General features: G+C 78.0%; 24 protein-coding genes and 1 pseudogene. 15 read left to right on the top strand and 10 right to left on the bottom strand.

The genetic code is table 11. The annotated features are described in order from the left end of the window. Window positions 1–29: 29 nt before the first annotated feature. Together greA and mreB are read right to left on the bottom strand one after the other, a co-directional pair. Window positions 30–512: a transcription elongation factor GreA gene (gene greA / locus ITJ85_RS11790; RefSeq protein WP_217913300.1), complete on the bottom strand. Its 483-nt coding sequence runs from the start codon at window positions 510–512 to the stop codon at window positions 30–32. 124 nt (window positions 513–636) lie between these two features. Further along, window positions 637–1,668, bottom strand: a complete 1,032-nt coding sequence (gene mreB, locus ITJ85_RS11785) for a rod shape-determining protein (protein WP_217913299.1) — start codon at window positions 1,666–1,668, stop codon at window positions 637–639. Between the two features lie 120 nt (window positions 1,669–1,788). Here mreB and ITJ85_RS11780 point away from each other — a divergent pair, with 120 nt between their 5' ends. The 11 genes and pseudogenes from ITJ85_RS11780 to nhaA all read left to right on the top strand — a co-directional run bounded on the left by ITJ85_RS11780 (window position 1,789) and on the right by nhaA (window position 11,760). Further along, complete coding sequence (locus ITJ85_RS11780) at window positions 1,789–2,970, top strand: sensor histidine kinase (protein ID WP_217913298.1); 1,182 nt, start codon at window positions 1,789–1,791, stop codon at window positions 2,968–2,970. Next, complete coding sequence (locus ITJ85_RS11775) at window positions 2,967–3,671, top strand: response regulator (RefSeq protein ID WP_246496251.1); 705 nt, start codon at window positions 2,967–2,969, stop codon at window positions 3,669–3,671. The genes ITJ85_RS11780 and ITJ85_RS11775 overlap by 4 nt, the downstream gene beginning before the upstream one ends. A 124-nt stretch (window positions 3,672–3,795) precedes the next feature. Next, window positions 3,796–4,032 (top strand): heavy-metal-associated domain-containing protein, encoded by a 237-nt coding sequence (locus tag ITJ85_RS11770; RefSeq protein WP_217913297.1) that lies wholly within the window; start codon window positions 3,796–3,798, stop codon window positions 4,030–4,032. Further along, the gene (locus tag ITJ85_RS11765; protein ID WP_217913296.1) at window positions 4,032–5,990 is read left to right on the top strand and encodes a heavy metal translocating P-type ATPase; all 1,959 of its coding nucleotides are present in this window, start codon (window positions 4,032–4,034) and stop codon (window positions 5,988–5,990) included. Before ITJ85_RS11770 ends, ITJ85_RS11765 begins: the two co-directional genes overlap by 1 nt. Then, window positions 5,963–6,709, top strand: a complete 747-nt coding sequence (locus ITJ85_RS11760) for a Crp/Fnr family transcriptional regulator (protein ID WP_217913295.1) — start codon at window positions 5,963–5,965, stop codon at window positions 6,707–6,709. The genes ITJ85_RS11765 and ITJ85_RS11760 overlap by 28 nt, the downstream gene beginning before the upstream one ends. A gap of 40 nt (window positions 6,710–6,749) precedes the next feature. After that, window positions 6,750–6,917: pseudogene (locus ITJ85_RS17665) on the top strand (helix-turn-helix transcriptional regulator); the annotation flags it as partial. Between the two features lie 424 nt (window positions 6,918–7,341). After that, a complete protein-coding gene (locus ITJ85_RS17225) occupies window positions 7,342–7,776 on the top strand; it encodes a hypothetical protein (RefSeq protein ID WP_246496250.1) in 435 nt (144 codons plus the stop codon). Next, complete coding sequence (modA, locus tag ITJ85_RS17220) at window positions 7,773–8,483, top strand: molybdate ABC transporter substrate-binding protein (RefSeq protein WP_246496248.1); 711 nt, start codon at window positions 7,773–7,775, stop codon at window positions 8,481–8,483. Before ITJ85_RS17225 ends, modA begins: the two co-directional genes overlap by 4 nt. 41 nt (window positions 8,484–8,524) lie before the next feature. Beyond that, window positions 8,525–9,328 (top strand): ABC transporter permease, encoded by an 804-nt coding sequence (locus tag ITJ85_RS11750; protein WP_217913293.1) that lies wholly within the window; start codon window positions 8,525–8,527, stop codon window positions 9,326–9,328. After that, window positions 9,271–10,347, top strand: a complete 1,077-nt coding sequence (locus ITJ85_RS11745) for an ABC transporter ATP-binding protein (protein WP_217913292.1) — start codon at window positions 9,271–9,273, stop codon at window positions 10,345–10,347. Before ITJ85_RS11750 ends, ITJ85_RS11745 begins: the two co-directional genes overlap by 58 nt. A 66-nt stretch (window positions 10,348–10,413) precedes the next feature. After that, window positions 10,414–11,760 (top strand): Na+/H+ antiporter NhaA, encoded by a 1,347-nt coding sequence (nhaA, locus tag ITJ85_RS11740; protein WP_217913291.1) that lies wholly within the window; start codon window positions 10,414–10,416, stop codon window positions 11,758–11,760. Here nhaA and ITJ85_RS11735 read toward each other — a convergent pair whose 3' ends face one another. The 5 genes from ITJ85_RS11735 to ITJ85_RS11715 form a co-directional block, all read right to left on the bottom strand. Then, window positions 11,761–12,120 carry a hypothetical protein gene (locus tag ITJ85_RS11735; protein ID WP_217913290.1) on the bottom strand — a complete coding sequence of 120 codons (360 nt, stop codon included), beginning with the start codon at window positions 12,118–12,120 and terminating at the stop codon, window positions 11,761–11,763. It lies immediately after the preceding gene. Between the two features lie 102 nt (window positions 12,121–12,222). Then, window positions 12,223–12,828 (bottom strand): DedA family protein, encoded by a 606-nt coding sequence (locus ITJ85_RS11730; protein ID WP_217913289.1) that lies wholly within the window; start codon window positions 12,826–12,828, stop codon window positions 12,223–12,225. A gap of 55 nt (window positions 12,829–12,883) precedes the next feature. Beyond that, window positions 12,884–13,072: a hypothetical protein gene (locus ITJ85_RS11725; RefSeq protein ID WP_217913288.1), complete on the bottom strand. Its 189-nt coding sequence runs from the start codon at window positions 13,070–13,072 to the stop codon at window positions 12,884–12,886. A 9-nt stretch (window positions 13,073–13,081) separates the two neighbouring features. Further along, window positions 13,082–13,513, bottom strand: coding sequence for a DUF3037 domain-containing protein (locus ITJ85_RS11720; RefSeq protein ID WP_217913287.1), 432 nt, complete (start codon window positions 13,511–13,513; stop codon window positions 13,082–13,084). Continuing rightward, window positions 13,497–14,297 carry a HipA family kinase gene (locus ITJ85_RS11715; protein WP_217913286.1) on the bottom strand — a complete coding sequence of 267 codons (801 nt, stop codon included), beginning with the start codon at window positions 14,295–14,297 and terminating at the stop codon, window positions 13,497–13,499. The genes ITJ85_RS11720 and ITJ85_RS11715 overlap by 17 nt, the downstream gene beginning before the upstream one ends. Window positions 14,298–14,321: 24 nt before the next feature. Between ITJ85_RS11715 and ITJ85_RS11710 the strand changes: the two genes are divergently transcribed. Then, the gene (locus ITJ85_RS11710) at window positions 14,322–15,344 is read left to right on the top strand and encodes an FAD-dependent oxidoreductase (RefSeq protein ID WP_217913285.1); all 1,023 of its coding nucleotides are present in this window, start codon (window positions 14,322–14,324) and stop codon (window positions 15,342–15,344) included. A gap of 15 nt (window positions 15,345–15,359) precedes the next feature. On the opposite strand, the gene ITJ85_RS11705 is transcribed toward ITJ85_RS11710, so the two are convergent. Then, window positions 15,360–18,851, bottom strand: a complete 3,492-nt coding sequence (locus tag ITJ85_RS11705; RefSeq protein WP_217913284.1) for a diguanylate cyclase — start codon at window positions 18,849–18,851, stop codon at window positions 15,360–15,362. A gap of 206 nt (window positions 18,852–19,057) precedes the next feature. Here ITJ85_RS11705 and ITJ85_RS11700 point away from each other — a divergent pair, with 206 nt between their 5' ends. The 3 genes from ITJ85_RS11700 (at window position 19,058) to ITJ85_RS11690 (ending at window position 22,727) form a co-directional block, all read left to right on the top strand. Next, entirely contained in the window at window positions 19,058–20,773 is a 1,716-nt protein-coding gene (locus ITJ85_RS11700) for a 2-oxoacid:acceptor oxidoreductase subunit alpha (protein ID WP_217913283.1), read from the top strand. Then, the gene (locus ITJ85_RS11695; protein WP_217913282.1) at window positions 20,770–21,648 is read left to right on the top strand and encodes a 2-oxoacid:ferredoxin oxidoreductase subunit beta; all 879 of its coding nucleotides are present in this window, start codon (window positions 20,770–20,772) and stop codon (window positions 21,646–21,648) included. The genes ITJ85_RS11700 and ITJ85_RS11695 overlap by 4 nt, the downstream gene beginning before the upstream one ends. 251 nt (window positions 21,649–21,899) lie before the next feature. Continuing rightward, window positions 21,900–22,727 carry a metallophosphoesterase family protein gene (locus ITJ85_RS11690; protein WP_217913281.1) on the top strand — a complete coding sequence of 276 codons (828 nt, stop codon included), beginning with the start codon at window positions 21,900–21,902 and terminating at the stop codon, window positions 22,725–22,727. A gap of 7 nt (window positions 22,728–22,734) precedes the next feature. On the opposite strand, the gene ITJ85_RS11685 is transcribed toward ITJ85_RS11690, so the two are convergent. Both ITJ85_RS11685 and ITJ85_RS11680 read right to left on the bottom strand, forming a co-directional pair. Beyond that, entirely contained in the window at window positions 22,735–23,538 is an 804-nt protein-coding gene (locus ITJ85_RS11685) for an ABC transporter permease subunit (protein ID WP_217913280.1), read from the bottom strand. Then, complete coding sequence (locus ITJ85_RS11680) at window positions 23,528–24,379, bottom strand: ABC transporter ATP-binding protein (RefSeq protein WP_217913279.1); 852 nt, start codon at window positions 24,377–24,379, stop codon at window positions 23,528–23,530. Before ITJ85_RS11680 ends, ITJ85_RS11685 begins: the two co-directional genes overlap by 11 nt. Window positions 24,380–24,426 lie beyond the last annotated feature (47 nt).

Below are 24,426 nucleotides of genomic sequence, written 5' to 3'. Positions count from 1 at the left end.
GCGCGGGCCGGGGGGCGGGGCGACCCCGGTCAGGGGGCGCCGACCGCGGTGACGACGACCGGCGCGTCGCTGTTCGGCAGGCGCACCTCGTCGCCGGGCACGCGCCCGAGCAGGGCGCGCCCGAGCGGGCTCTCCACCGACAGCCGCCCGTGCGCCGGGTCGGCCTCGATCGGGCTCACGAGCACGTACTCGCGCTCCGTGCCGTCGGCGCGCCGCACGCCGACGCGGTGGCCGGGGGCCACGGCGTCGCCGTCCAGATCGGCCGCGTCGATGATGCGGGCCACGCGGAGCTGGTCCTCGAGGCGCGCGATGCGCGCCTCGATGCGCGACTGCTCCCAGCGGGCGGCGCCGACCTCCGGGCCGCCCTCGCCGTCGCCCTGCTCGCACGCCGCCTGCACGCGCCGCAGGGAGGCGGGCCGGGCCACGTCGACGAGCTCGGCGAGCTCGGCGCGCAGCAGGTCGGCGCCCTCGCGGGTCAGGACGATCTCGAGGGGACGCTGTCTGGTCGCCACCGGCACCTCCGAGGATGCGGGCATGGGTGGAAGCGGCGGCCGCCGGAGGACCGTCGCGGCGGCCGCCTGCCTCCATCCTCGGCCGCCCGGCCTCAACGGGACGTCAAGGGCACCCCGGCCGGCGTCAACGACCCGTGAACGCCGGCTCCCGCGGCCCGGCCCGCCGGATGGCGGCCATCTCCTCCAGCGCCTGGCCCGCGCCGCGGGCGACCGCCTCCAGCGGCTGCTCGGCCAGGTGCACCGGGATGTGCAGCTCGGCCCGCAGCCGGTCGGTCAGCCCGGCGAGCAGGGAGCCGCCGCCCGTGAGCATCACCCCCTGGTCCATCACGTCGACGGCGAGCTCGGGCGGCGTGCGCTCAAGCGAGCTGCGGATGGCCGCCACGATCCGGTCGAGCGGCTCGGCGATCGCCTCGGCCACCTCCTCGGCGTCCACGACGACCGTCCGCGGCAGCCCGGTGAGCAGCGACCGGCCCCGCACCTCGGCCTGGCGGTCGCCGCCGCCGGTGGCGTCGCCCAGCTCCACCTTGAGCTCCTCGGCCGTGGTCAGGCCGACGGCCAGCTTGTGGCGCCGCTGCAGGTGGGCCTGGATGGCGCCGTCGAGGTGGCGGCCGCCGATGCGGACCGACTCGGCCTCCACGATGCCGCCCAGCGAGACGACCGCGATCTCGCTCGTGCCGCCGCCGATGTCCACCACCATGCTGCCGGTCGGCTCGGCGACCGGCAGGCCGCTGCCGATCGCGGCGGCCAGCGGCTCCTCCATCACGTAGGCCTCCCGCGCCCCGGCGCCGCGGACCGCCTCCTCCAGCGCGCGCCGCTCGACCGCGGTCACGCCGAGCGGCGCGCACACGACCACGTCGACCTGGCCCATCAGGCGCCGGCGCACGGTGCGGTCGAGCGCCTGGCGCAGCAGCATGGCGGTCGCCTCGAAGTCGCTGATCACCCCCTCGCGCAGCGGCTCGACCACCTCGATGCGCGACGGCGTGCGCCCGAGCATGCGGCGCGCCTCGTGCCCGGCGGCCAGCAGGCGGTCGTCCTCGACGTCGATCGCCACGACCGACGGCTCGGCGAGCAGCAGGCCGTGCCCGCGGCCCCAGACGAGGGTGTTGGACGTCCCGAGGTCGACGGCGACCTCGCGGCGTGCGAAGACGGTGTGCATGGCGATCCTGTCCACGATAGGCGGGCCGGACCGTCGAAAGGGCCCGCGTTGACGGCATGTTGACGGCGCCGGGGCGGCTGTTGAGGCCGCCGTGAGGGGGCCTGGCCTACCATGGACGCCATGGCGACCATCCCCGCAGTGGGCCCGCCGGGGGCCGGCCCCGGCCCGGCGGCCGACGCCGCCCTGGACCGGGTGCGCCGGCTGGAGCTGCTGCTCGGGGCCGTCGAGGCGCTCGAGGCGCCCGAGGCGCTGGCCGACCGGCTCGCCCGGGTGCTGCGCCTGGCGACCGGCGCGGGCCTGTGCACGGCGTGCGGCGTGGTGCGCGACGGCGCGGGCGCGCGGTCGGCCGCGGCGCCGCTCGACGCGGCCACGACGGCGCGCGCCGAGGCGCTGGCCGAGCGCGCCGCCCGCGAGGGGCGCGAGGAGCGCGAGCCGGCCGGCGGCTGGGAGCTCGTCGCGCTCCCGCTGGGCGCGGAGGGCCGCGTGGAGGGGGCGCTGTGGCTCGCCGCCCGCCCGTCCGCGCCGGTCGACGGCGCGCTCGCCCGGGCGCTCGCCGAGCGCATCGCGCGCGGCGTCGCGGCCGAGCGGCGACGCCAGGAACAGCTCGAGCAGGCCCGCGAGCTGCGGCGCACCGACGCGCTGCGCACGGCGCTGCTGCGCGGCGTCACGCACGAGCTGCGCAGCCCGCTGGCCGGCATCGCCAACGTCGCCGACGCCCTGCACGTGGTCGAGGACCCGCGCGAGCGGGCCGAGATGCTCCACGCCGTCACCCGCGAGACCCAGCGCCTGGAGCGCGTCGTCACCAACCTGCTCGACCTGTCCCGGCTGGAGGGCGGCGTGCTGGCCGCCCGCACGGAGTGGTGCGTGCCGGAGGAGCTCGCCGGCGCGGGCCTGCAGGCGGCCGCGACCTTCCTCGACGGCGTCGAGGTGCAGACCGACATCGCGCCGGACGCGCCGCTGGTGCGGGCCGACCCGGTCCTGACCGAGCGGATCATGGTCAACCTGCTGCACAACGCGGTGCGCCACGGCGCGCCGCCGGTGCGCGTCGCCTGCCGCGTCGCGGACGGCGGCCTCGCCCTCGGCGTGGACGACGCCGGTCCCGGCGTGCACCCCGACGTGCTGCCCGTGGTCTTCGAGCCGTTCGTGCACCGCGAGGGCGTGGGCCTGGGCCTGGGCCTGCCGCTGTGCAAGCGTCTGGCCGAGGCGCAGGGCGCACGCCTCGAGCACCGGCCGGGGCCGCGCGGCGGCGCCCTCTTCCGCCTGGTCTTCGCGCTGGAGCCGTCGCCGGAGGTGGAGGGGTGAGCGGCAACGGGCGCTCCGTGCTCGTCGTCGACGACGAGCCGCTCATCCTGCGCGGCCTCACCGCGAGCCTCGGCGCCGCCGGCTACGCCGTGACCACCGCGACCGACGCCGCGTCGGCCCTCGAGTCCGCGGCGCTCCGCCATCCGGCGGCCGTGGTGCTCGACCTGCGCCTGCCGGACATGGACGGCGTGGAGGTCTGCAGGCGGCTGCGCCAGTGGAGCGACGTGCCGGTGATCGTGGTCTCGGCCATGGACTCCGAGCTGCAGAAGATCGCCGCCCTCGACGCCGGCGCCGACGACTACGTCACCAAGCCGTACTCGGCCGGCGAGCTGCTCGCGCGCCTGCGCGCCGCGCTGCGCCGCGCGAGCGAGTCCGTGGAGGGGGCGAGCCGGGTCGCGTTCGGCGACGTGGTGGTCGACCTCGCGCTCCAGCAGGTGCTGCGCGACGGCCGCCTCGTGCACCTCACGCCGACCGAGTACCAGCTCGTCGCCACGCTCGCGCGCCACCCGGGCAAGGTGCTGACCCACGCGATGCTGCTGCGCTCCGTGTGGGGGGTCGCCTACCAGGGCGAGACGCACTACCTGCGCGTGTACATGGCGCGGCTGCGCCGCAAGCTCGAGGTCGACCCGTCCCGGCCGCGCCACCTGCTCACCCAGTCGGGCGTGGGGTACCGGCTGGTCATCGACGAGCCGGGCGGGTAGCCGCCCCACCCGCGCCGGCGGTCGCGGTGCGTTCCCTGATCTGGATCATGGAGGCGTCCCGCGGGGGCTCCTAGCGTGATCGATGGGCCGGATGGGCCGGTCCACGACACCCGGGAGGGGCGCCATGTCCACCACCTCACAGAGCACCAGGACCGTGCTGCGCAGCGACGAGTTCACGTGCCCCTCGTGCGTCGGGCGGATCGAGGGGCGGCTGCGCGCGCTCGAGGGCGTCACGGCCGCGCGCGTGCGCTTCGCGTCCGGCCGGGTCGAGGTCGACCACGATCCGCGCCGCGTGAGCGCGGACGACCTCGTGGCGGCCGTGCGCGCGGCCGGCTACCGCGCCGTCGCGGGCAGCCGCTGATGCGCCCGGCGATCGCACGGGCGCTCCGGCCCGCCGCGCGCCGGTGGACGGTCACCGCGGCCTCGGCCGCGCTGATCGTCGCGGCACTGGCGGCGGGCGCCGCCGACCGGCGCACGGCGTGGGCGTCGCTCATGCTCGCGGCCACGGCCGTCGCGGGGGCGGGCATCGCCCTGCGGGCCGCCCGGGCGCTGCGCCACCGGATCATCGGCATCGAGCTGCTCGTCACCGTCGCCGTGGCCGGCGCGGTGGCGATCGGCGAGCTCTGGGAGGCCGCCGCGGTGACCGTCCTCTTCACGGCCGGCGCCGCGCTCGAGGGCCTCACGCTCACGCGCACCCGCGGCGCGCTGCGCGAGCTGCTCGCCCTGGCGCCGGTCACGGCGACCGTCGTCCGCGACGGGCGCCAGGTCGTCGTCGACCCGCGCGAGGTCGCCCTGGGCGAGCGGGTGATCGTCAAGCCCGGCGGCACGGTGCCGGTCGACGGCGTGGTGGCCGGGGGCGCGGCCGCGCTCGACGAGCGCAGCCTGACGGGCGAGTCGATGCCCCGCGACGTGGGCGAGGGCGACCGCGTGCTCGCCGGCAGCGTGGTGTCGGACGGGTGGGTGACGCTCGAGGCCTCCGGCGTCGGCGACGACACGGCGCTGGCGCGCATGATCCGCCGCGTCGAGGAGGCACAGGACGCCACGGCGCCCGCGCAGCGGCTGATGGAGCGCTTCGCCGCCCGCTACACCCCCGCGGTGGTGGCGGCGGCGGGCGTCGCGTGGGCCCTGAGCGGCGACGTGAGGCTCGCGCTGACGCTCCTGGTCATCTCGTGCCCCGGCGCGCTCGTCATCTCCATGCCGGTCTCCGTGGTCGCCGGCATCGGGCACGCCGCCCGCCGCGGCATCCTGATCAAGGGCGGCGAGCACCTGGAGACGGCGGCCCGCATCGACGCGGTGGCGCTCGACAAGACGGGCACCCTGACGCGGGGCCGGCCCGAGGTCGCCGCGGTCGTCCCGGCCGACCCGGCGGTCACGCCCGCGACGGTGCTCGGCTGGGCCGCCGCGGTCGAGGCCGGCTCGGAGCACCCCCTCGCGGCGGCGATCGTGGCGGCCGCCACGGCGGCCGGGGTCCCCGTGCCCGCCGAGGCCGCGGGGTTCGCGTCGCGGCCGGGCCTCGGCGTCGAGGGCGACGTCGACGGCGCGCCGGTCGCCGTCGGCACCCTGCGGCTGATGGACCGGCTGGGGATCGCGGTGCCCCCCGCGATGCTCGACGAGCTCGGCCGCCTCGCCGACGGGGGCGCCACCGCGGTGCTCGTCGCGCGCGAGGGCCGCGTCGCGGGCGTGCTCGCGATGCGCGACGAGCTGCGCCCCGACGCCGTCGCGGCGGTCGCGGCCCTTCGCGCGGCGGGCATCCGCCGCATCGCGATGCTGACGGGGGACGCCGAGCCGGTGGCGCGGGCCGTCGCGGCCCGGGTGGGGATCGACGAGGTGCGGGCCGGCCTCCTGCCCGAGGACAAGCTGCGCGCCATCCGGTCGATGCAGGCCGGCGGGGCCGTCGTCGCGATGGTCGGCGACGGCGTCAACGACGCCCCCGCGCTGGCGGCCGCGGACGTCGGGGTCGCGATGGGGGCGGCCGGCACGGACGTGGCCGTGGAGACCGCGGACGTCGCGCTGATGGGCGACAGCCTGCCCCGCGTCGCGGAGGCCGTCTCGCTCGCGCGGCGCACGGTGCGTACCCTGCGGCAGAACGTCGCCGTCGCGCTCGCGACGGTCGCGGTGCTGACGGGCGGCGTCCTGCTCGGGGAGGTGGAGATGGCCGGCGGCATGCTCGTCCACCAGGTCAGCGTGCTCGCGGTGATCCTCAACGCCATGCGGCTCCTGCGGGACGGGGCCGCGGACGACGCGCCCGGCCGCGCCGGCCGGCGGGCGACGCGGGCCGGAGGACGGGGGCGATGGGCAGGCGTCAGCACAGCCCGCTGACCGCCGAGCGCGCCGACCCGCACGTCTGCACCCCGGACGTGCGGGTCCGCGCGCTCGCGCGGGCGCCCATGTTCGCCGCCCTCGCGCCCGACGCGCTGGCCGACGTCGATGCGCGCTCGCGGACGGTCGCGTTCCAGGAGGGCGAGCGGATCTACCACGCGCTCGACCCCGCTGAGCGGCTCCACGTGGTGGTCACCGGCGCGGTCAAGCTCACGCGCCTGGGCCCGGGCGGCCGCGCCGTGCTCACCGACGTGCTCGTCTCCGGCGAGTTCGCCGGCGCGCTGCCCGCCCTGGGGCAGGAGCGGTACGGCGAGGACGCCTGGGCCCTCACCGGCACGTGCCTGCTGGTCTTCGGGGCCCGGGAGGTCGACGACATCCTGCGGCGGCACCCGTCGGTCGCGCTCGCGGCGCTGGCCGCGGTGTCCGGGCGCCTCGCGGCGGCGCAGGAGGCCATCCGGCGCCTGTCGACGGCGTCGGTGGAGCAGCGCCTGGCCGCGGTGCTCCTGATGCTGGCGCGCAAGGTCGGGCGGCCCGACGGGGAGGGGGTCCTGCTGCACGCGCCGCTCGGCCGGGAGGACCTCGCCGCCATGGCGGCGGCCACGCCCGAGACGATCAGCCGCGAGCTGTCGGGCCTGCGGGCGCGCGGGCTCGTGGACGCCGGCCGCCGCTGGGTGCGCCTGCGGGACGTCGCCGCGCTGGAGGCCGTCGCCGCGGGCTGAGCCAGTGCCAGGATCCTGGCACTGGGCGTAGGATACCGGCATGGACGGCGGGCGGCTGCGCGAGGCGCGGGAGCGTGCGGGCCTGACCCAGGCCGAGCTCGCCGCGCGCGCCGCGGTGAGCCGCCAGCTCGTGGGCGCCGCGGAGTCCGGGCGCCACGCCCCCGCCGTGGACGCCGCGCTGCGCATCGCGCGGGTGCTGGGCGCGGGGGTGGAGGAGCTCTTCGGCGGTGGAGCCGAGGCGGCGGTCGCGGCCCTCGGGGGCGCGCTGCCCGAGGGTGCGCCGGTCGTCGCCGGGCGGGTCGGCGACCGGCTCTCGGCGGCGCCGCTCGCCGGCCTGGTCGGCGGCGACGGCGCGTGGGTCGCGCCGGACGGCGTGGTCGAGGGCGGCGCGGTGCGGCTGCTGCCCGGCGCGCGCGCGGACGGCCTGGTGGTGGCCGGCTGCGACCCCCTGATCGGGCTGTGCGACGCCCTGCTCGGCCGCGACGGCGGCCGGCGGCTGGTCGCCGTGGCCGCGTCGTCCGGCGCCGCCGCCGCGGCGCTCGCCGCCCGGCGCGTGCACGCGGCGGTGGTCCACGGCCCCGAGGCGGGCTCCCGCCCGCGCCGGCCGGCACCCTGCGCGTGCACCTCGCCCGGTGGCGGGTCGGGCTCGCCGCCGCGCCGACGCTCGGCGACCGCCGGTCGAGGCGCTGCTCGACGGCTCCGTCCCGCTCGTGCAGCGCGACGCCTCGGCGGCCGCCCAGGGGGCGCTCCTGCGCGCCGCGCGGCGGATCGGCGCGGCCGTCCCGCCCGCCGCCGCGATCGCCGGCGGGCACCTCGACGCGGCCCGCCGGGCCGCGGCGGCCGGGTGCGCGGCGCTGACGTTCGAGCCCGCCGCCCGCCAGCACGGGCTGGCGTTCACGGCGCTGGAGGAGCACGTCGTGGAGCTGCGGGTGGACGGGCGCTGGGCCGGCCACCCGGGCGTGGCGGCGCTCGGCGACCTGCTGGCGTCCGCGGCGCTGGCGCGCCGGGTGGCGCTGGTCGGCGCCTACGACCTGACCGGCTGCGGCGACCTCGCGGGCGCGCGGTGAGCGCCGTCGGCGCGGTGGTGGCGGCGCTGGTGGTGCTGCTCGCCGGCGCGAACGGGGGCGAGCGGCCCACCGTCCTGGCGGCGTCGTCGCTGACCGACGTGCTGCCGGCCGCCCTGCCCGGCGCCCGCGTCAGCTTCGCGGGCTCGCCGACGCTCGCGCAGCAGGTGCGCCAGGGCGCCCCGGCCGACGTGATCGCCTCGGCCGACCCGGCGATCACGCGGGCGCTGCGCGACGAGGGGCTCGTCGAGGAGCCGGTCCCGCTGGCCACGAACCGCCTCGCGCTGATCGTCCCGCGGGGCAACCCGGCGGGCGTCCGCTCGGTCGACGACCTCGACGGCGACGTCGCCCTCGTCATCGCCGGCCCGCGGGTGCCCGCCGGCGCGTACGCGCGCGAGCTGCTGGCGCGCCTCGGCCGCGAGGGGGCGCTGGCGGGCGTGGTCAGCGAGGAGCCCGACGTGCGCGGCGTGCTGGCCAAGGTGGCGCTCGGCCAGGCGGACGCGGGGCTCGTCTACGCCACCGACGCCGCCGCGGCGGGCGACCGGGTGCGCGAGGTGCCGCTGCCGCCGGGCGGGCCGCTCGCGCGCTACGAGGCGGCCGTCGTGGCGGGCGCCCCGCACGCCGCGGCGGCGCGCGCCGCGGTGACCGCGCTCGCCGGGCCGCTCGGGCGGTCGCGGCTGCGGGCGGCCGGGTTCGGGCTGCCGGGGTGAGGCGTGCGCGGCGGGGCCGGCCGGCCCCGTTCACCGTCGTGATGGCCCTGGCGGCCGCGCTGACCGTGGCGTTCCTGCTGCTGCCGGTGCTCGCGATCTTCCTGCGCGTGGCGCCGGCGGACCTCCTCGCGAGCCTCGACGACGCGGTGGTGCGCGACGCGCTGGCGGTGACCGCCCGCACGAACGCCGTCGCCTTCGCGGTGACGGTCGTCGTCGGGACGCCGGCGGCCTACCTGCTGGCCACCCGCCGCTTCCGCGGGCGCGGCCTGGTGCTGACCGCCATCGAGCTGCCGCTGGTGCTGCCGCCGGCGGTGGCGGGCGTCGGCCTGCTGGCGGCGTTCGGCCGCCTCGGCCTGCTCGGCGACGCCTTCGAGGTCGCTGGCGTGCGGGTGGGCTTCACCCAGACGGCCGTGGTGCTGGCGATCCTGTTCGTGGCGGGCCCGTTCTACGTGCGCCAGGCGGTCGCGTCGTTCGAGGCGGTCGACCCCGACCTGGTGCTGGCCGCGCGCACGCTCGGCGCCGGGCCGGCGCGGGCCTTCCGTCGGGTGGCGCTGCCGCTCGCCTCGGGCGGGCTGGGCGCCGGCGCCGCGCTCTCGCTGGCCCGGGGCGTGGGCGAGTTCGGCGCGACCATCATGTTCGCCGGCAGCCTGCAGGGCGTCACCCAGACGGTGACGCTCGCCATCTACGAGGAGCTCGGGGCCGCCGACCTCGACGTGGCCCTCGCCCTCGGCGCCCTGCTGGTCGTGCTGAGCGCCCTCGTCCTGCTGACCCTCAAGGCGGTGCTGCATTGGCGGGCCTCCGGCTCGACATCGCGCTCCCGCGACGCGGCTTCGAGCTCGCAGTAGCCCTCGAGGTCGCGGCGGGTGAGACCGTCGCCCTCGTGGGGCCGTCCGGCGCCGGCAAGACGTCGGTGCTGCGCGCGGTGGCCGGCGCCGACCGGCCGCGCCGGGGGCGGATCGCGCTGGGCGAGCGGGTGCTCTTCGACGCCGAGCGCGGCGTCGACCTGCCGCCCGAGGCGCGCGGCGTGGGGTACGTCTTCCAGGAGTACGCGCTCTTCCCGCACATGACCGTGCGCGACAACGTGGCCTTCGCCGGGGGCGCGCGCGCCGACGAGCTGCTGGCGCGGCTCGGCATCGCCCACCTCGCCGGGCGCCGGCCCGGGCGGCTGTCCGGCGGCGAGCGCCAGCGCGTCGGCCTGGCGCGGGCGCTGGCGCGCCGGCCGGGGGTGCTGCTGCTGGACGAGCCGATGGCGGCCCTCGACCCGCACACCCGCGGGCGGGTGCGCGACGAGCTGCGCGCCCTGCTGCGCGAGGCGGCGCTGCCCGCGCTGCTCGTGACCCACGACCTGGACGACGCGACGGCGCTGGCCGACCGCATCGGCGTGATGGTCGGCGGCGCCGTCCGCCGGCTCGGCCCGCCGGCCGAGGTGCTCGACGACCCGGCCGACGCGACCGTCGCGGCGCTCGTGGGCGCCAACGTCCTGCCCGGCGTGACGGCCGGGGCGGCCGGCGGGCTCGCCTTGGTGGCGCTCGACGGCGGCGGGACCGTGCGGGGCGCGCCGGCCCTGTCCGGGCGCGTGGCGGCCGTCGTGGCGCCGTGGCGGGTCGCCCTCGAGGGCGCGGGGGGCGACGGCCGCGCGGGCGCCGGCGCGGGCGACGGCGCGAACCGGATCACCGCGCCGGTCGCCTCGGTGACGCCGCGCGGCGACCGGGCCCGGGTGCGCGTGGGCCCCCTGGTGGCCGAGGTCCCCGCCGACGCCGCCGCGGCGCTCGGGGTGGCGCCGGGCCGGGTGCTGACCGCCCGCTTCGTGCCGGCCGACACGCGGATCGTGCCGCTCGGGGGGCCGGGCGCGGGCGCCTGGTAGCCTTCACCGCGGGTGAGCCGGGAAGCCTGGTCGGCATCCCGTCGTCGACCCCGAGGGGCTGTCCCCGTGGACGAGCAGCCGCCGCACCGCGACCTCCGCCCGCCCTGGTCGCGCACCGACCGCACCGTGCCCCGCCGCCTCGTGCGGCCGCTGCAGCAGTTCCTCCACCAGGAGATCGCCGGCGGGCTCGTGCTGCTGGCCGCGACGGTGGCCGCCCTGATCTGGGCGAACGCCGACCCGGGCGGCTACCTCGACCTGTGGACCACCGAGGTCACCGTGTCGGTGGGCGACTTCGTGGTGGTCGAGGACCTCAAGCACCTCGTCAACGACGGCCTCATGGCGATCTTCTTCCTCGTCGTGGGCCTCGAGGTCAAGCGCGAGCTGGTCGTGGGCGAGCTGTCGGGGCGCCAGGCGGCGCTGCTGCCGTTCTTCGCCGCCCTCGGCGGCATGGTGGTGCCGGCGGCGATCTTCATCGCGATCGTGCTCGCCGGCGGCGGCGACGTGAACGGCTGGGGGATCCCCATGGCGACCGACGTCGCCTTCGCCCTCGGCGCGCTCGCCGCGCTCGGCAGCCGCGTGCCGACCGGCCTCGTGGCGCTGCTGCTCGGCGTCGCCGTGATCGACGACATCGGCGCGATCCTGGTGGTCGCCGTCTACTACACCGGCTCGCTCCAGTTCGCCTGGCTGGCGACCGCGGTGGTCGCCCTGGCCGCGATCGCGGCGCTCGGGCGGCTGGGCGTGCGCTACCTGCCGGTCTACGTGGCGCTGGCGCTGGTGGCCTGGTTCGCCACGCTCGAGTCCGGCGTGCACGCCACCATCGCCGGTGTGGCGATCGGCCTGCTGACGCCGGTCCGGCCCTTCCAGGACCCCGCCGCGGTCGGCGTGGAGGCGCGCCGGGTGGCCGAGGCCGCCGGCCGCGGCGAGCGCGAGGTCGACGCGATGGGGTGGCTGCGGCTCGCCTGGCTCTCGCGCGAGGCGGTCTCCCCGCTGATCCGGGTGGAGCACGGCCTGCACCAGTGGTCGAGCTTCGTGGTGCTGCCGCTGTTCGCGCTCGCCAACGCCGGCATCCCGCTCGACGGCGACTCCATCCGGGCGGCCACCGAGACGCCGGTCGCCCTGGCGGTGGCGGCGGGCCTGCTCGCCGGGAAGACGCTCGGGCTGGCGGCCGGCACCCTGCTCGCGGTGCGCCTGGGCCTGAGCGCGCTGCCGCGCGGGGTGGGGTGGACGCACATCGTCGGCGTCGCGGCGCTCGCCGGCATCGGCTTCACCGTCTCCCTGTTCATCACCGAGCTGGCCTACGACGACGAGGCGGTCATCGCGGCGGCCAAGATCGGGGTGCTCGCCGGGTCGGCGCTCGCCGCCGTGCTCGGCATCGCGCTGCTCGCGCGCGCCGGACGGGCCCGGCGCCGCTGATCAGCCGGGCGGCGGCCCCCCGCGCTCGCGTCGCATCAGGCGCCGCACCTCGTCGTGCACCCGCCCGTCGTCGCGCTCGGTGACGATCACGTAGCCGAGGTAGGCGAGCGCCAGCCACAGGCCGACGGCGAACCCGATCCACTCGGCCGGGTTCCAGCCGAAGGCGACGCCGCACAGCCAGCCGGCCACCAGGCCGACGGGGAAGATCGCCACCAGGAACCGCTTCAGCCGCCGCCGCGACCGCTCGCCGTACACCGGCGCCGGGTGCAGCGCCTGCTGCTCGCGGGTGACCCGCGCGACGATCTCCTCGCGGCTCTCGGCCCGCCGGCGCCCCGCCGGACGGGTGTCCGTCTCGCTCATCGGCGCCCTCCTCTCCGCCCTCCAGTGTGCCGGGCCCCGGGGGCTGGTGCCCGGTGATGGACGTCCCCGGCGGTCCCGCCGGCCGGCCGCGGTGCGGTGGCCCTACTGGGAGAGGGAGGCCCGGCGCCGCCTGCGGGCGACGAGGGCGATCACGATCGCGGCGACCACCATCAGCGCCACCACGGCGTAGGAGGCCCCGCTCATCCGCTCCTCGACCTTGCGCCAGGAGTCCTCGAGCGCCCAGCCGACCCCGATGAGGGTGGTGTTCCAGGCCGCCGAGCCGATCGTGGTGAGGACGACGAACCTGCCGAAGGGGTAACGGCCGAGGCCGGCGGGGAGGGAGACGGCGCTGCGGGCGAGGGGGACGGCCCGGCCGACGAGGACGGTGGCCGAGCCCCAGCGGTCCATCCAGCGCTCGAGGGTGAGCATGCGCTCGGGGGTCGCGCCGACGCGGTGGCCGTGGCGGCGCACCAGGGCGGTGCCGCCGCGGCGGGCGGCGACGTAGAGCGCGACGTTGCCCGTGAGGGCGCCGGCGGTCGCCGCGAGCACGGCGAGCGCGAAGTTCATGTCGCCCACGGCGACGGAGAAGCCGACGAAGGGGAGGATGGCCTCGCTGGGGATGGGCGGGAAGACGCACTCCAGCACCATCAGGCCGAACAGCCCCGCGTAGCCCGCCGCGTTGATGACGTCGATGACCCAGTCGGTCACAGCGGCGCGACCGTAGCAGCGGCGGCGGCGGCCTCACACCGCCCGGTCGGGGAGGTCAGTCGCGCGGCGTCTCGCGCCCGCAGCGGGGGCAGCGCCAGGTGTCGACGACCCGCTCCACCGGGATCGCCTTGCGCTCGGCGATGTCCAGGCCGTGGGCCTTCATCTTGCGTCGTGAGGGGAACGTGCGCGTGCCGCAGCGCTCGCAGGCGGGCGGCTCGGCCGTCGTGGTCTCGGTCTCGCTCATGCCGGGAGCCTAGCGGGGCGGGCGGCGGCCCGGGCCGGCGCCGGGCGCCGGCCCGGGCCGCACGAGCCGGTCGTGGAGGTGGTCGAGCATCGCGGCCGGGTCGTCGCAGACCCCGGTGTGCACCGCCGAGGGCTGGACGATGGTGCTGGACGGCGCCACGAGCCAGTGGAAGCGGCCGTGGCGCGGCATGCGCGCGATCGGGCCGGCGTCCGGCTCGCCGCGGGCCACGCGCTCCAGGCCGGCCAGGTGGGCCAGGACCGGCCCGGGGTCGGTCTCGGGCGACAGGGCGCGCAGTCGGGCGGGGTCGAGCCCCGTGCGCAGGCCGAGGAAGTCGGCCGTGCGGGCGAACAGCACGACGCCCGCGTTGACGCACTCCCCCCGCTCGAGGCTCGGCACGACCCGCAGCACGGCGTACTGGAACGGGTTACGCGCCCCGGGCATCCTCGGCCTCGCGGACGAAGGCACGCGGCGCGGCCGCGCGGCGGGTGAGGTGGTCGCGGTACGCCGCCCGCCGCTCGGCGGGCGTCATGCCGGGCTCGTCGTCGAGCAGCTCGTCGGGCACGAGGTCGACGACCCGCTCGATCGTGGCCGGGTCGAGGCGAGGCGCCAGGCGCGCGTCGGCCTCGGCGACCGACCCGGCGAGGTCCAGCAGGACGTGCTGCGCGATCGCCGGGAAGGGGCGGCCCCAGGCGCCACCGAGCGCCGGGTCGCCGTGGTGGGCGTAGAGCGCGGCGCCGTGGTCGATGAGCCACAGGCGCTCGTGCCACACGAGCAGGTTGGGGTTGCTCGCCGTGCGGTCGACGTTCGTCAGCAGGGCGTCGAGCCAGACGACCTCGGCGGCGAGGGCCGGGTCGATCGACCGCCCGTCGGCCGGGTCGTAGGGCAGCGAGCCCGGCAGGTAGTCGAGGCCCACGTTCACACCGCGGCTGGCGCGCAGCAGGTCGTGGATCTCCGGGTCGGGCTCGGCGCCGCCGAGAGCGGGGTCGAGGTCGACGAGCACGATCTCCGGCATCGGCAGCCCCAGCTCGCGCGCGATCTCGCCGGCCAGGATCTCGGCCACGAGCACCTTCGGGCCCTGGCCGGCGCCGCGGAACTTGAGGACGTAGAGGCCGTCATCGTCCGCCTCCACGAGCGCGGGCAGCGAGCCGCCCTCGCGCAGGGGGGTCACGTAGCGGGTGGCGGCGACCCGCGTGAGCGCGGGGCCGGGCGCGGGTGGGCCGCTCATCGGCTGCGAGACTACCCTGGGGCCGTGACGCGGACCGTGATCGTGGGCGGCGGCATGGTGGGGCTGACCCTCGCGCGGCTCCTGCGCGCCCGCGGACACGACCCGGTCGTGCTCGAGCGGATGCCGCCGGGGGCCTACCAGCGACGGCCGTTCATGCTCGGCTTCCAGGGCTTTCCGGCGCTCGAGGACCTCGGGCTGCTGGGACGCGTGCGCGCGGCCGGCTGGGACATCGCGCCCGGCCCGGACGGCGTGCCCGTGGCGATCTGCCTGGAGGTGGGCCACCTGCTGGCGGCGCTCGGGGAGGGCGTGCCGGTGCGCCACGGCGTGACGGTGACCGCCCTCGCGCGCGAGGGCGGTCGCGTGACCGGCGTCGTCGCGGAGGGCCCCGACGGCGCCGCGCCGGTGCCGGCCGACCTCGTGGTGGCGTGCGACGGCGTCCGCTCGCCGGTGCGGGCGATGGCCGGGCTCGAGGCCGAGGTCTCGTCGCTCGCCGACGCCACCCTCACCTTCATGAGCCCCCGGGTGATCGACCGTTCGTTCTCGATGCGCTACCTGTCCGACGGCGGCCAGATGGGGCTGCTGGGCTGGCCGGAGGGCTCGGCCGGCTGGCGCACCATCGACCGGGTGGGCCGCGAGGCCGCGCTCGCGCCCGGCGTGGCGGCCTTCCGCGAGTCGTTCGCCCGCCTCATGCCCGAGGCCGCCGAGGCGGTGGCCGGCGTGACCTCGGTCGACCAGCTCCTCTACCAGGAGCCGGCCGTGCTGCGGGCGGCGCGCTGGTGGGCGCCCGGGGTGGTGCTGATCGGCGACGCCGCCCACTTCTTCGGCCCCGAGACCGGCGTCGGCGCGGCCCTCGGCCTGGGCGACGCCCACGCGCTGGCCGAGGCGATCGCCAGCCACCCCGGCGACCCGGACGGCGCCTGCGCGGCCTACGAGGCCTGGCGCGCGCCGGTCATCCGCCCCTACGAGGCGGCCGACCCCGCGGCGGGCCGGATGGCGGTGCCGAACGTCGAGCGGCCGCCCGAGGAGCGCTGGCCGCCGGCCGGCTGAGCGGCGCGGGCGGCGTCAGGCGGCCTCGCTGACCGGGGCCACCGGCACCGCCTCCGCCGCCACCAGCCGCTCGAGCGCGGCGACCACGTCCGGGTGGAACTGGCGCCCGACCGCGCCGGCGCACTCGCGGGTGGCCTCCAGCGCCGAGATCGGCGGTGAGTAGGCCCGGGAGCTCGTCATCACGTCCCAGGCGTCGGCCACGGCGAGGATGCGCGCGCCCATCGGGATCGCGTCGCCGCGCAGGCCGTCGGGGTAGCCGGAGCCGTCCTCGCGCTCGTGGTGCGAGCGCACCCAGCCCACCTGGTCGGCGGCGAGCACGTCGGCCACGATCTGCGCGCCGAGCGGGGCGTGCTGCTTCACGAGCTCGTACTCCGACCTCGTCAGCCGGCCCGGCTTGAAGAGGATCGAGTCGGGCACCCCGATCTTGCCCACGTCGTGGACGAGCCCCGCGGCGCGCAGGGCCAGCCGCCGCTCGTGGCTCCACCCGAGCTCGCAGGCGATCAGGTCGGCGAGCTCGGCCACGCGCTCGGAGTGCCGGCGGGTGGAGGGGTCCTTGGCGTCCACCGCGCGCGCGAGCACGCGGATCGCGTTGAGCGCCTGCGAGCGCTCCAGGCGGTCGGCGCGCTCCTGCGCCGACAGCTCCTCGACCACGTCCGGCGAGTAGCGGTAGCTCACGTCGCGGCCGTGCGCCTTGGCCCAGTAGAGGGCGCCGTCGGCCAGCCGCACGAGGTCGCCCGCGTCGGCCGCCTGCGCGAGCTCGGCGACCCCGGCGGAGATCGTGCAGCGCTGGCCCATGGCGAACGGCCGCGAGCGGATCGCCTCGCGGGCGCGCTCGGACGCGTGCCAGGCGTCGAGCGAGTCGCTCTCCGGCAGCAGCCAGGCGAACTCCTCGCCACCGATGCGCGCCACGAGGTCGCCGGGGCGCGCCTGGTCGCGCAGCCGGCGGGCCACCTCGGCCAGCACCTCGTCGCCCACCTGATGGCCGAGCCGGTCGTTGACGTCCTTGAAGTGGTCGATGTCGAACATCGCCACCGCCAGCGGCCGGCCGTGCCGGTGCGCGCGGTCGGCCTCCTCGCGCAGCCGCTCGTGGAACACGCGGTGGTTGGCGAGGCCGGTGAGCGGGTCGACCGCCGCCAGCAGCTCGGCCTCGGCCAGGTGGTCCAGCGTCCGCCGGTGCAGCCGCGAGTTGGCGATCGCCAGCTCGGCGATGCTCGCCAGGCTGCGCGCCGTCGCCCGGTCGACCGGCGTGAACCGCCGCGGCATCCGGACGATCGCCACCAGCAGGCCGAGCGGCGCCCTCCCGCCGCCCGCGCCGACGGAGCGGTGCTCGAGCAGCACGGCGATGTACGCGCCCACGTCGGCCCGCAGGGCCTCCTGCGGCTGCTCGCCGGGCAGTGTCCCGGTGTCCTCGCAGACGACCATCGCCTCGCCGGCGCCAAGCAGCCGTTCGAGCATCGCCCGGCCCGGATCGTCGTGCGCGGCGGCCACGATGGCCTCGGCCTCCGCGCCGGCCGCGGTCGTCGCCACGCTGTCGATGCCCCGGCCGTGCTCGTCGAGCACCACGCAGGTGACCCGGTCGGCGTCGAGGGCGCGGCGGGCGGACTGCACGATCGCCTCGAGCGTGGCGCGCATGTCGAGGTCGCCGCCCGCGATGGCGGCGGCGGCGTCGTCGACCGACCGGCGCCGCGCCTCGGCGTTGGCGATCGCGACGCTCGCCAGGTCGCCGAGGCCCGCGAGCCGCCGCAGGCCCGCGTCGGTGACCGCCTGGTCGCGGGCGGCCACGCCGACCACGCCCCAGGCCTCCCGGCCCAGCACGATCGGCGCGCCGGCGCCGTGCCGGTACGGGCCGAGCCACGACGGCGCCGCGCCGGCGCCGCCGAAGCGGGCGGTCGCCCCGCCGGCCAGGAGGGCGGCCGGTCCCGGCTGCTCGCCGAGGTCGACGGCGTCGCCGGCCCCCGGCGTGCCGTGGCCCGGCGGCGCCGTCGTGACCACGACCACGCCCCGCCGGTCGTCGACGAAGCGCAGCACGCCCGCGGCGTCCGCGCCGAGCAGCCGGGCGGCCTCCCGGCAGATCAGCCCGAGGACCTCCTCGGGCTCCTCGTCGGCGGCCACCGCGGTGGCCACCCGGCGCAGCGCCTCCTGCTCGCGCGCCCGCTCGAGCGCGGACCGTCGCGCCTCGGCGTTCGCCACCGCCACGCCGACCAGCTCGGCGAACCGGCTCAGGCGCCCCTCCGTCGCCCCGGGCAGCCGCCCCTCCGGCGTCGCGCCGACCGCCAGCACGCCCCAGGGCGCCCCCTCGACGAGGATCGTCGCCGCCACGATGTCCCCCCAGGCGGCCCGCCAGTCGCGCCCGCGGCGCGCCGTGCGCGCCGGCGGGCCCGGGGTCACGGCCAGGTCGGCGACGGCGGCGGCGATGTGGATCTCGTCGCCCTCGGCCGGCTCGGGGGGCGCCTCGGCGCTGCGCCAGACCGCGCGCACCCGGGCCGTCTCGTCGCCGGTGCGCTGCAGCACCGCGCCCGCGGCGGCCCCCGCCAGCGCCGCCGCCTCGGCGCAGACCAGCCGGAAGACCCGGTCAGGGGGCGCCCCCTCGGCGATGGCGGTCGCCACCCGGCCGACCGCCCGGTGCTCCGCCGCCTGCTCCACCAGCGCGCGGCGCTGGTCGGCGCCCACGACCGCGATGCCCACGAGCTCGGCGAAGCGGCCGATGCGGTCCTCGGCGTCCTCGGGCAGCTCGCCGCCCTGCACGCGCGCCGCGTAGACGGTGCCCCAGACCGCGCCGTGGGCCCGGATGGGGGCGGCGACCGCGGAGCGGTACCCCTCCCGTGCCACCCGTTCCCGGGTGGCGTCGTCGACCTCGCCGCCCGCCTCGTCGTAGCGCACGCGCACCGGCCGCCCGGACCGCATCACGCGCACGAGGGCCCCGCGGCCGCGCAGCGGGAAGCGCGTGCCGCGCACCGTGGGGCCGGCGCCCCACGCGCCGACGGCCCTGGCGACGTCGCCCTCGAAGCGCCAGACCACGCCGGCGTCGGCGTCCAGCAGGCCCGCGACCTCGCACGCGACCAGCCCGAAGACCTCCTCGGGGCCGGCGGCGCCCGCCACCTGGGCGGCCACCCGTTGCAGCGCCTGCTGGTCGCGGACGGCGCGCCGGCGCTCCTCGCCGGCCGGGGCGCCCAGCCGCAGCATCGCGAGCGGCCCCCCGGCGCCCTCGGGGCCGCGCGCGACACGGCAGACGACGGGGTCGAGCGGCGGGCCGTCGCGCGCCAGCGGCCGCAGCTCCCGCGCGGCCGGCGCGTCCGTGGCGGCGGCGTCGGCGAGCGCCGCCGCGACGCCGCCCTCCGGCCCGTCGGCGACGTCGGCCAGGCGCACCCCGTCCGCCGGCCGCCCGGCCAGCCGCGGCAGCGCGTCCTCGGCCGCCGCGCTCCAGGCCACGATGCGCCCGTCGGTGGCGACCAGCAGCAGGGGGTCGCCGAAGGCGCGCGCGAGCGTCTCCCAGGTCTCCCGGTTCACCGGTGTCGGACCCCCGTGCGGGGCGCTGACCGCGTCACGGCTTCTGAATACACGCGGCGTGCGGGGCGGAAACCCGCCGGACGGGGGGCGCGGCGGCCGCGGCGGGCCCGCTTGCCCGGCCGGGGAGCGCGTGAGTAACATCCGCCACGAACAACACGTCACGGGTGCGGCGCCGCCCCCCGCGTGACCGAGGAGGGCGAACAGCCGTGACCGCACGCTCGAGCGTGGTGATCCGACTCGCCGGGGAGTCCGGCGAGGGCGTGATCTCGTCCGGGGACATCCTCACCCAGGCCGCCGCGCGCGGCGGCTACTGGACCCAGACCTTCCGCACCTACCCGGCCGAGATCAAGGGCGGGCCGTGCATGTACCAGGTGCGCATGGGCGGCGAGCGCATCTACAGCCACGGCAAGCGGGTCGACCTGCTGGTGTGCTTCAACCAGGAGGCCTGGGACCTCCACTGGGACTCGCTCGCGCCCGACGGGGTCATCCTCTACGACCAGACGGCCGTCGAGATCCCCGAGGCCTACGCCGCCCGCGCGCGCCCGGTGCGGATGGAGCAGCTCGCCCGCGAGATCGGCGGCAGCCTGCGGGCCAAGAACATGGTGGCCGTCGGGGCGGTGGCCGGGGTGATCTCGTTCACCACCACGCCGATCGAGGAGCTGGTGCTGCGCCGCTACGCCCACAAGCAGGGCGTGGCCGACGCCAACATCGCGGCGCTGCGGGCCGGCGGCGACGAGGGCGCCGACCTGCGCGGCTCCCTGGCGATCGTCGACCCGGTGGAGGTCGAGGAGGACCGCATCCTGCTGTCGGGCAACCAGGCGATCGCGGTGGGGGCCGTGGCCGCCGGGCTGCGCTACTTCGCCGGCTACCCGATCACGCCGGCCTCCGACATCCTCGAGTGGCTGTCCGCCAAGCTGCCCCAGGTCGGCGGCATCACGATCCAGTGCGAGGACGAGATCGCCTCGATCTCCTCGGTGCTGGGGGCCTCGTACGCCGGCGCCAAGGCGATGACCGCCACCTCCGGGCCCGGCCTGTCGCTGATGACGGAGATGCTGGGCTACGCCGGCACGGCGGAGATCCCCTGCGTGATCGTGGACGCCCAGCGCGGCGGCCCCTCCACGGGCCTGCCCACGAAGACCGAGCAGTCCGACCTGCAGCACGCCCTGTACGGCGGCCACGGCGAGGCGCCGCGCGTGGTGATCGCGCCGACCACCGTCGAGGACTGCTTCTGGTCGGCGATCGACGCGTTCAACTACTCCGAGCGCTACCAGGTGCCGGTCATCCTGCTCACCGACCAGGGGCTCGCGACCCGCATGGAGGTGATCCACCGGCCGGACACGAGCGCGGTGGAGCTGTGGCAGCGCGCGACGGCCGCCGGCGTGCAGGGGGGGTACCGGCGCTACGAGCTCACCCCCGACTCGGTCTCGCCGATGGGCATCCCGGGCCAGGAGGGCGGCCAGTACGTCGCGACGGGCATCGAGCACGACGAGCACGGCCACCCGGCGTACACGCCCGAGAACCACGTCGCCATGCAGACCAAGCGCTGGGCCAAGCTCGAGCCGCTCAGGAACGGCATCGTGCGCCACGAGTCGTACGGCGACGAGCGGCCCGACATCGCGATCATCGGCTTCGGCTCCACCTACGGCGCGGTGCGCGAGGCGATCGACCTGGCCCGCGCCGAGGGCCTGTCGGTCGGCGCCTTCTACCCGCGGGTGCTCGGGCCGTTCCCGGCCGAGCGGGTCGAGGCCTTCTGCGCCGGCGCCCGCCGCGTGGTGGTGCCGGAGGTCAACTTCACCGGCCAGCTCGCCCGCCTGGTGCGCGGCGAGTGCGGCCTGCGCGTCGAGAGCCACGCCAAGTGCGACGGGCTGCCCTTCACCGCCGAGGACGTGCTGGACGTCATCACCGAAAGGACCCCCGCGTGAGCACCGCCCCCGCCAAGCGGAAGCCCGCCGACTACAAGTCCGGCCTCAAGCCGATCTGGTGCCCCGGGTGCGGGGACTTCGGCGTGCTCGCGTCGCTCTACCGCGCGTTCGCCGAGCTCGACCTGGACCCGGCGCGCACGGTCGTCGTCTCGGGCATCGGCTGCTCCAGCCGCCTGCCGGGCTTCGTCTCGACGTACGGCTTCCACTCGCTGCACGGCCGGCCGCTGCCGGTCGCGATGGGGGTCAAGCTCGCCAACCCCGAGCTCGACGTGATCGCGGTGGGCGGCGACGGCGACGGCTTCGCGATCGGCGCGGGCCACTTCCCGCACGCGGCCCGGCGCAACGTGGACATCACCTACCTGGTGATGGACAACGAGATCTACGGGCTCACGAAGGGCCAGGTGTCGCCGACCTCGCTGACCGACCAGCGCGCGCCGTCCACGCCGTGGGGCAACCTCGAGACCCCGCTCAACACGCTCGCCTTCGCGGTCGCGTCGGGCGCCTCGTTCGTCGCGCGCGGCGCCTCCTTCAACACGAAGGCCCTCACCGAGCTCATCGTGCAGGCGATGGAGCACCGCGGCTTCTCCTACATCGACGCGCTGTCGCCGTGCGTGATGTTCAACAACCACCAGGAGGAGTGGAAGGAGCTCGTCACCGACGTCGCGCCGGACCACGACGTCCACGACAAGGCGGCCGCCTTCGATCTCGCCCTGAAGGGCGGGTTCAAGCTCGGGATCATCTACCGCGAGCAGCGCGAGACGCTCGGCCAGAAGTACCAGGCGCTGGTGGAGGCGTCGAAGGCGAGCGACGTCGACGCGATGCTCGACGCCTTCAGCGCCCGCAAGGGCGCGGCGATCGGGAAGCCGACCGCCTGACCGCGCCGGCCGCGGGCGCGCGTAGGCGCCCCCTGGCCGTCGCCGCCTGCGCCCTGGCGCTCGCCGCCGCGGCCGGGTGCGGCGGGGGAGGGGACGCGGCGCCGGCCGGGCCCGGCTTCGAGCGCGGCCCCCTGCTGCAGCGCGTCACCGAGACGGGCGCCCGCCTCGCGTGGATCGCGCAGGGCGGGGCGGAGGTCGCGCTGACCGTCGAGGGGCCGGACGGCGCGCGCGCGAGCGCCCGCGACGGGGTCGTGACCGGCCTGCGGCCGGACACCCGGTACCGCTGGACGGCGGCGATCGAGGGCGGCGCGACCGCGCGCGGGACGCTCACCACGGCGCCGCGCGACCTCCGCCGCCCGCTCGACCTGATCGCCTTCGCCGACTACGGGGCGCCCAACGGGCCGTCGCGCGCGGTGGCCCGCATGGCGGCGGCCGAGCGGCCGCGCCTGATGGTCACGGCCGGCGACAACGCCTACCTGTTCGCGCACCCGTCGCTGATCGACGACACCACCTTCGGCCCGTTGCGCGACGCGCTGGCGCAGGCGCCCAACCACGGCGTCGTGGGCGACCACGACATCGTCGTCCCCGCCGGCCAGGACGCCCTCGTCGAGGGCTTCGGCTGGCCGGGTCGCGGGGAGCGCTACGAGCTGCGCTACGGGCCGGTGCAGATCGTGGCCCTGGGCCTGCGGTCCGACGCCGGCGACGTGGCCTTCCTGCGCCGGGCGCTGGCCCGGCCGGGGCCGCTCGCGCGCCTGGTGGTCGTGCACCAGCCGCCGAAGCCCGGCGACCCGCTGCTGCCGGTCATCGCGGCCGGTCCGGTGACGGCGGTGCTGAGCGGCCACCTGCACGCGTACGAGCGCCGGGAGCTCGACGGGGCGCCCGGCGTGCCGTTCCTCACCGTCGGCACCGGCGGCGGCCCGCGCAACGCCGAGCGGACGCCGCGCAGCCCGGACGCGGTGACGCACGTCGTCGCCTTCGGCCTGCTGCGGGTGCGGCTGGAGGCCGCGCGCGCGACCTACGCGTTCGTCGACCTGGAGGGCCGGGTGCGGGACCGGGCGGTGCGCCCGCTGACGCCCTGAGCGCCGCTCAGGGCGTCTCCAGGTCGCGCCGCTCCACGAGCAGCGCCCCGGCGACGAGCGTGACGGCGGCGGCGGCGAGCACCACCACCACGCCCCAGGGGCGGACGCCGTTCTGGAGCGGCGAGGACCCGAGCCACCACCACGGCGAGAGCCAGCGCAGCGGGTCGAGCCACCCGGCCAGCTCGTGCAGGCCCCCCACGAGGTAGCCGGCCGCCGCCACGGCGGCGGGCACGCCGACCGCGGCCACGCGGCTCGGCCGGGCGGCGCCGAGCGCGAGCGCGAGCCACCCGTGCAGCAGGGCGAGGGCGGCGACGCCGCCGACCGCGGCGGCCAGGTTCCCGGCCGGCAGGCCCAGGTCGAGCAGCGGGTCGAGCGCCGCCAGCAGCGCGAGCGCGACCAGCGTCGCGACCGCGATCTCGGCGGCCACGGCGGCGCCCTTCCACAGCACCACCGCGCGGCGGCGCACGGGGTAGGCCATCACCAGCTCGAGTCGGCCCGCGTCCTCCTCGCCGGCCATCGTGCGCGCCCCCGAGCCGACGGCCATGATGATCACGAGCAGCGGCAGCACGAGGCTGAAGAGCTCGGCGTCGAGGAAGCCGGGCCCCGTCGACAGCCCGAGGCCCTCGCCCAGGCCGAACAGCTCGCGAAGCGCCTCCGGGTAGGCCTCCTGCAGCTCCTCGATGCCCTCCGCGCCGCGGATGGAGGGGAAGATCGCCGCCACCAGGGCGATGTACGCGGCCATGCCGGCCGTCCAGCCCGCGAGCGCGCGCGCGTGGCCCAGCAGCGCCCGGCGCATGGGCTCAGCCGCCATCGCCGTCCCGGTAGAGCGCGAGGAGGACCTCCTCCAGGTCGGCCGGCTCGGACACCAGGTCGGCGAGCGGGTGGCGCGCGGCGGCCCGCACGACGGCGTCCATCGCCGCCGCGGGCGCCGTCAGGCGCACCACCGGCCCGTCCGCCGCCACGATCCGCGCGCCGGCGGGGATCTCCAGGTCCCGCGGGGCCGCCGCTCCGGCGAAGGTGATGGTCACGTGGCGCAGGGCCCGGGCGCGCAGGCGCTCGACGCGGTCCACGTCGACGAGCCGGCCGGCGCGCACCACGCCCACGCGGTCGGCCGCGTGCTGCACCTCGTCCAGCGAGTGCGACGACAGGAACACCGTCCGCCCGTCGGCGGCCGTCTCGCGCATCAGGGCGCGCACCTCGACCTGCAGGAGGGGGTCGAGGCCGCTGGTCGGCTCGTCGAGCACGATCAGCTCCGGGCGGTGCATGAAGGCCTGCACCAGCCCGATCTTCTGGCGGTTGCCCTTCGAGAGCTGCCGGATCGGCCGGCCGGGCACCACCTCGAGCCGCTCGCACAGCGCGCGGCGCAGGGGCGGGCGGGCGCCGCCGCGCAGCCTGGCGAGCGAGTCGAGCAGCTCCTCGGCGGTCAGCCGGTCGTCCAGGCGCAGGTCGCCGGGCAGGTAGCCGAGCCGCCGGCGCGCCGCGAGCGCCTCGCGGCGGGCGTCGAGGCCGAGCAGCCAGGCGCGCCCCGCCGTGGGGCGGATCAGGTCGAGCAGCAGGCGGATCGTCGTGCTCTTGCCCGCGCCGTTCGGGCCGAGGAAGCCGAACACCTCGCCCCGCTCCACCCGCAGGTCGAGCCCCTCGAGCGCCCGCACCCGGCCGTGCCGGTAGGTCTTCGCCAGCCCGGCCGTCTCGATGGCGG

Source organism: Miltoncostaea marina, from assembly GCF_018141525.1.
In the GTDB taxonomy this organism is placed as follows: domain Bacteria; phylum Actinomycetota; class Thermoleophilia; order Miltoncostaeales; family Miltoncostaeaceae; genus Miltoncostaea; species Miltoncostaea marina.
Note: the sequence above shows the minus strand (reverse complement) of the source record. Positions and strands in the feature narration are given on the sequence as shown.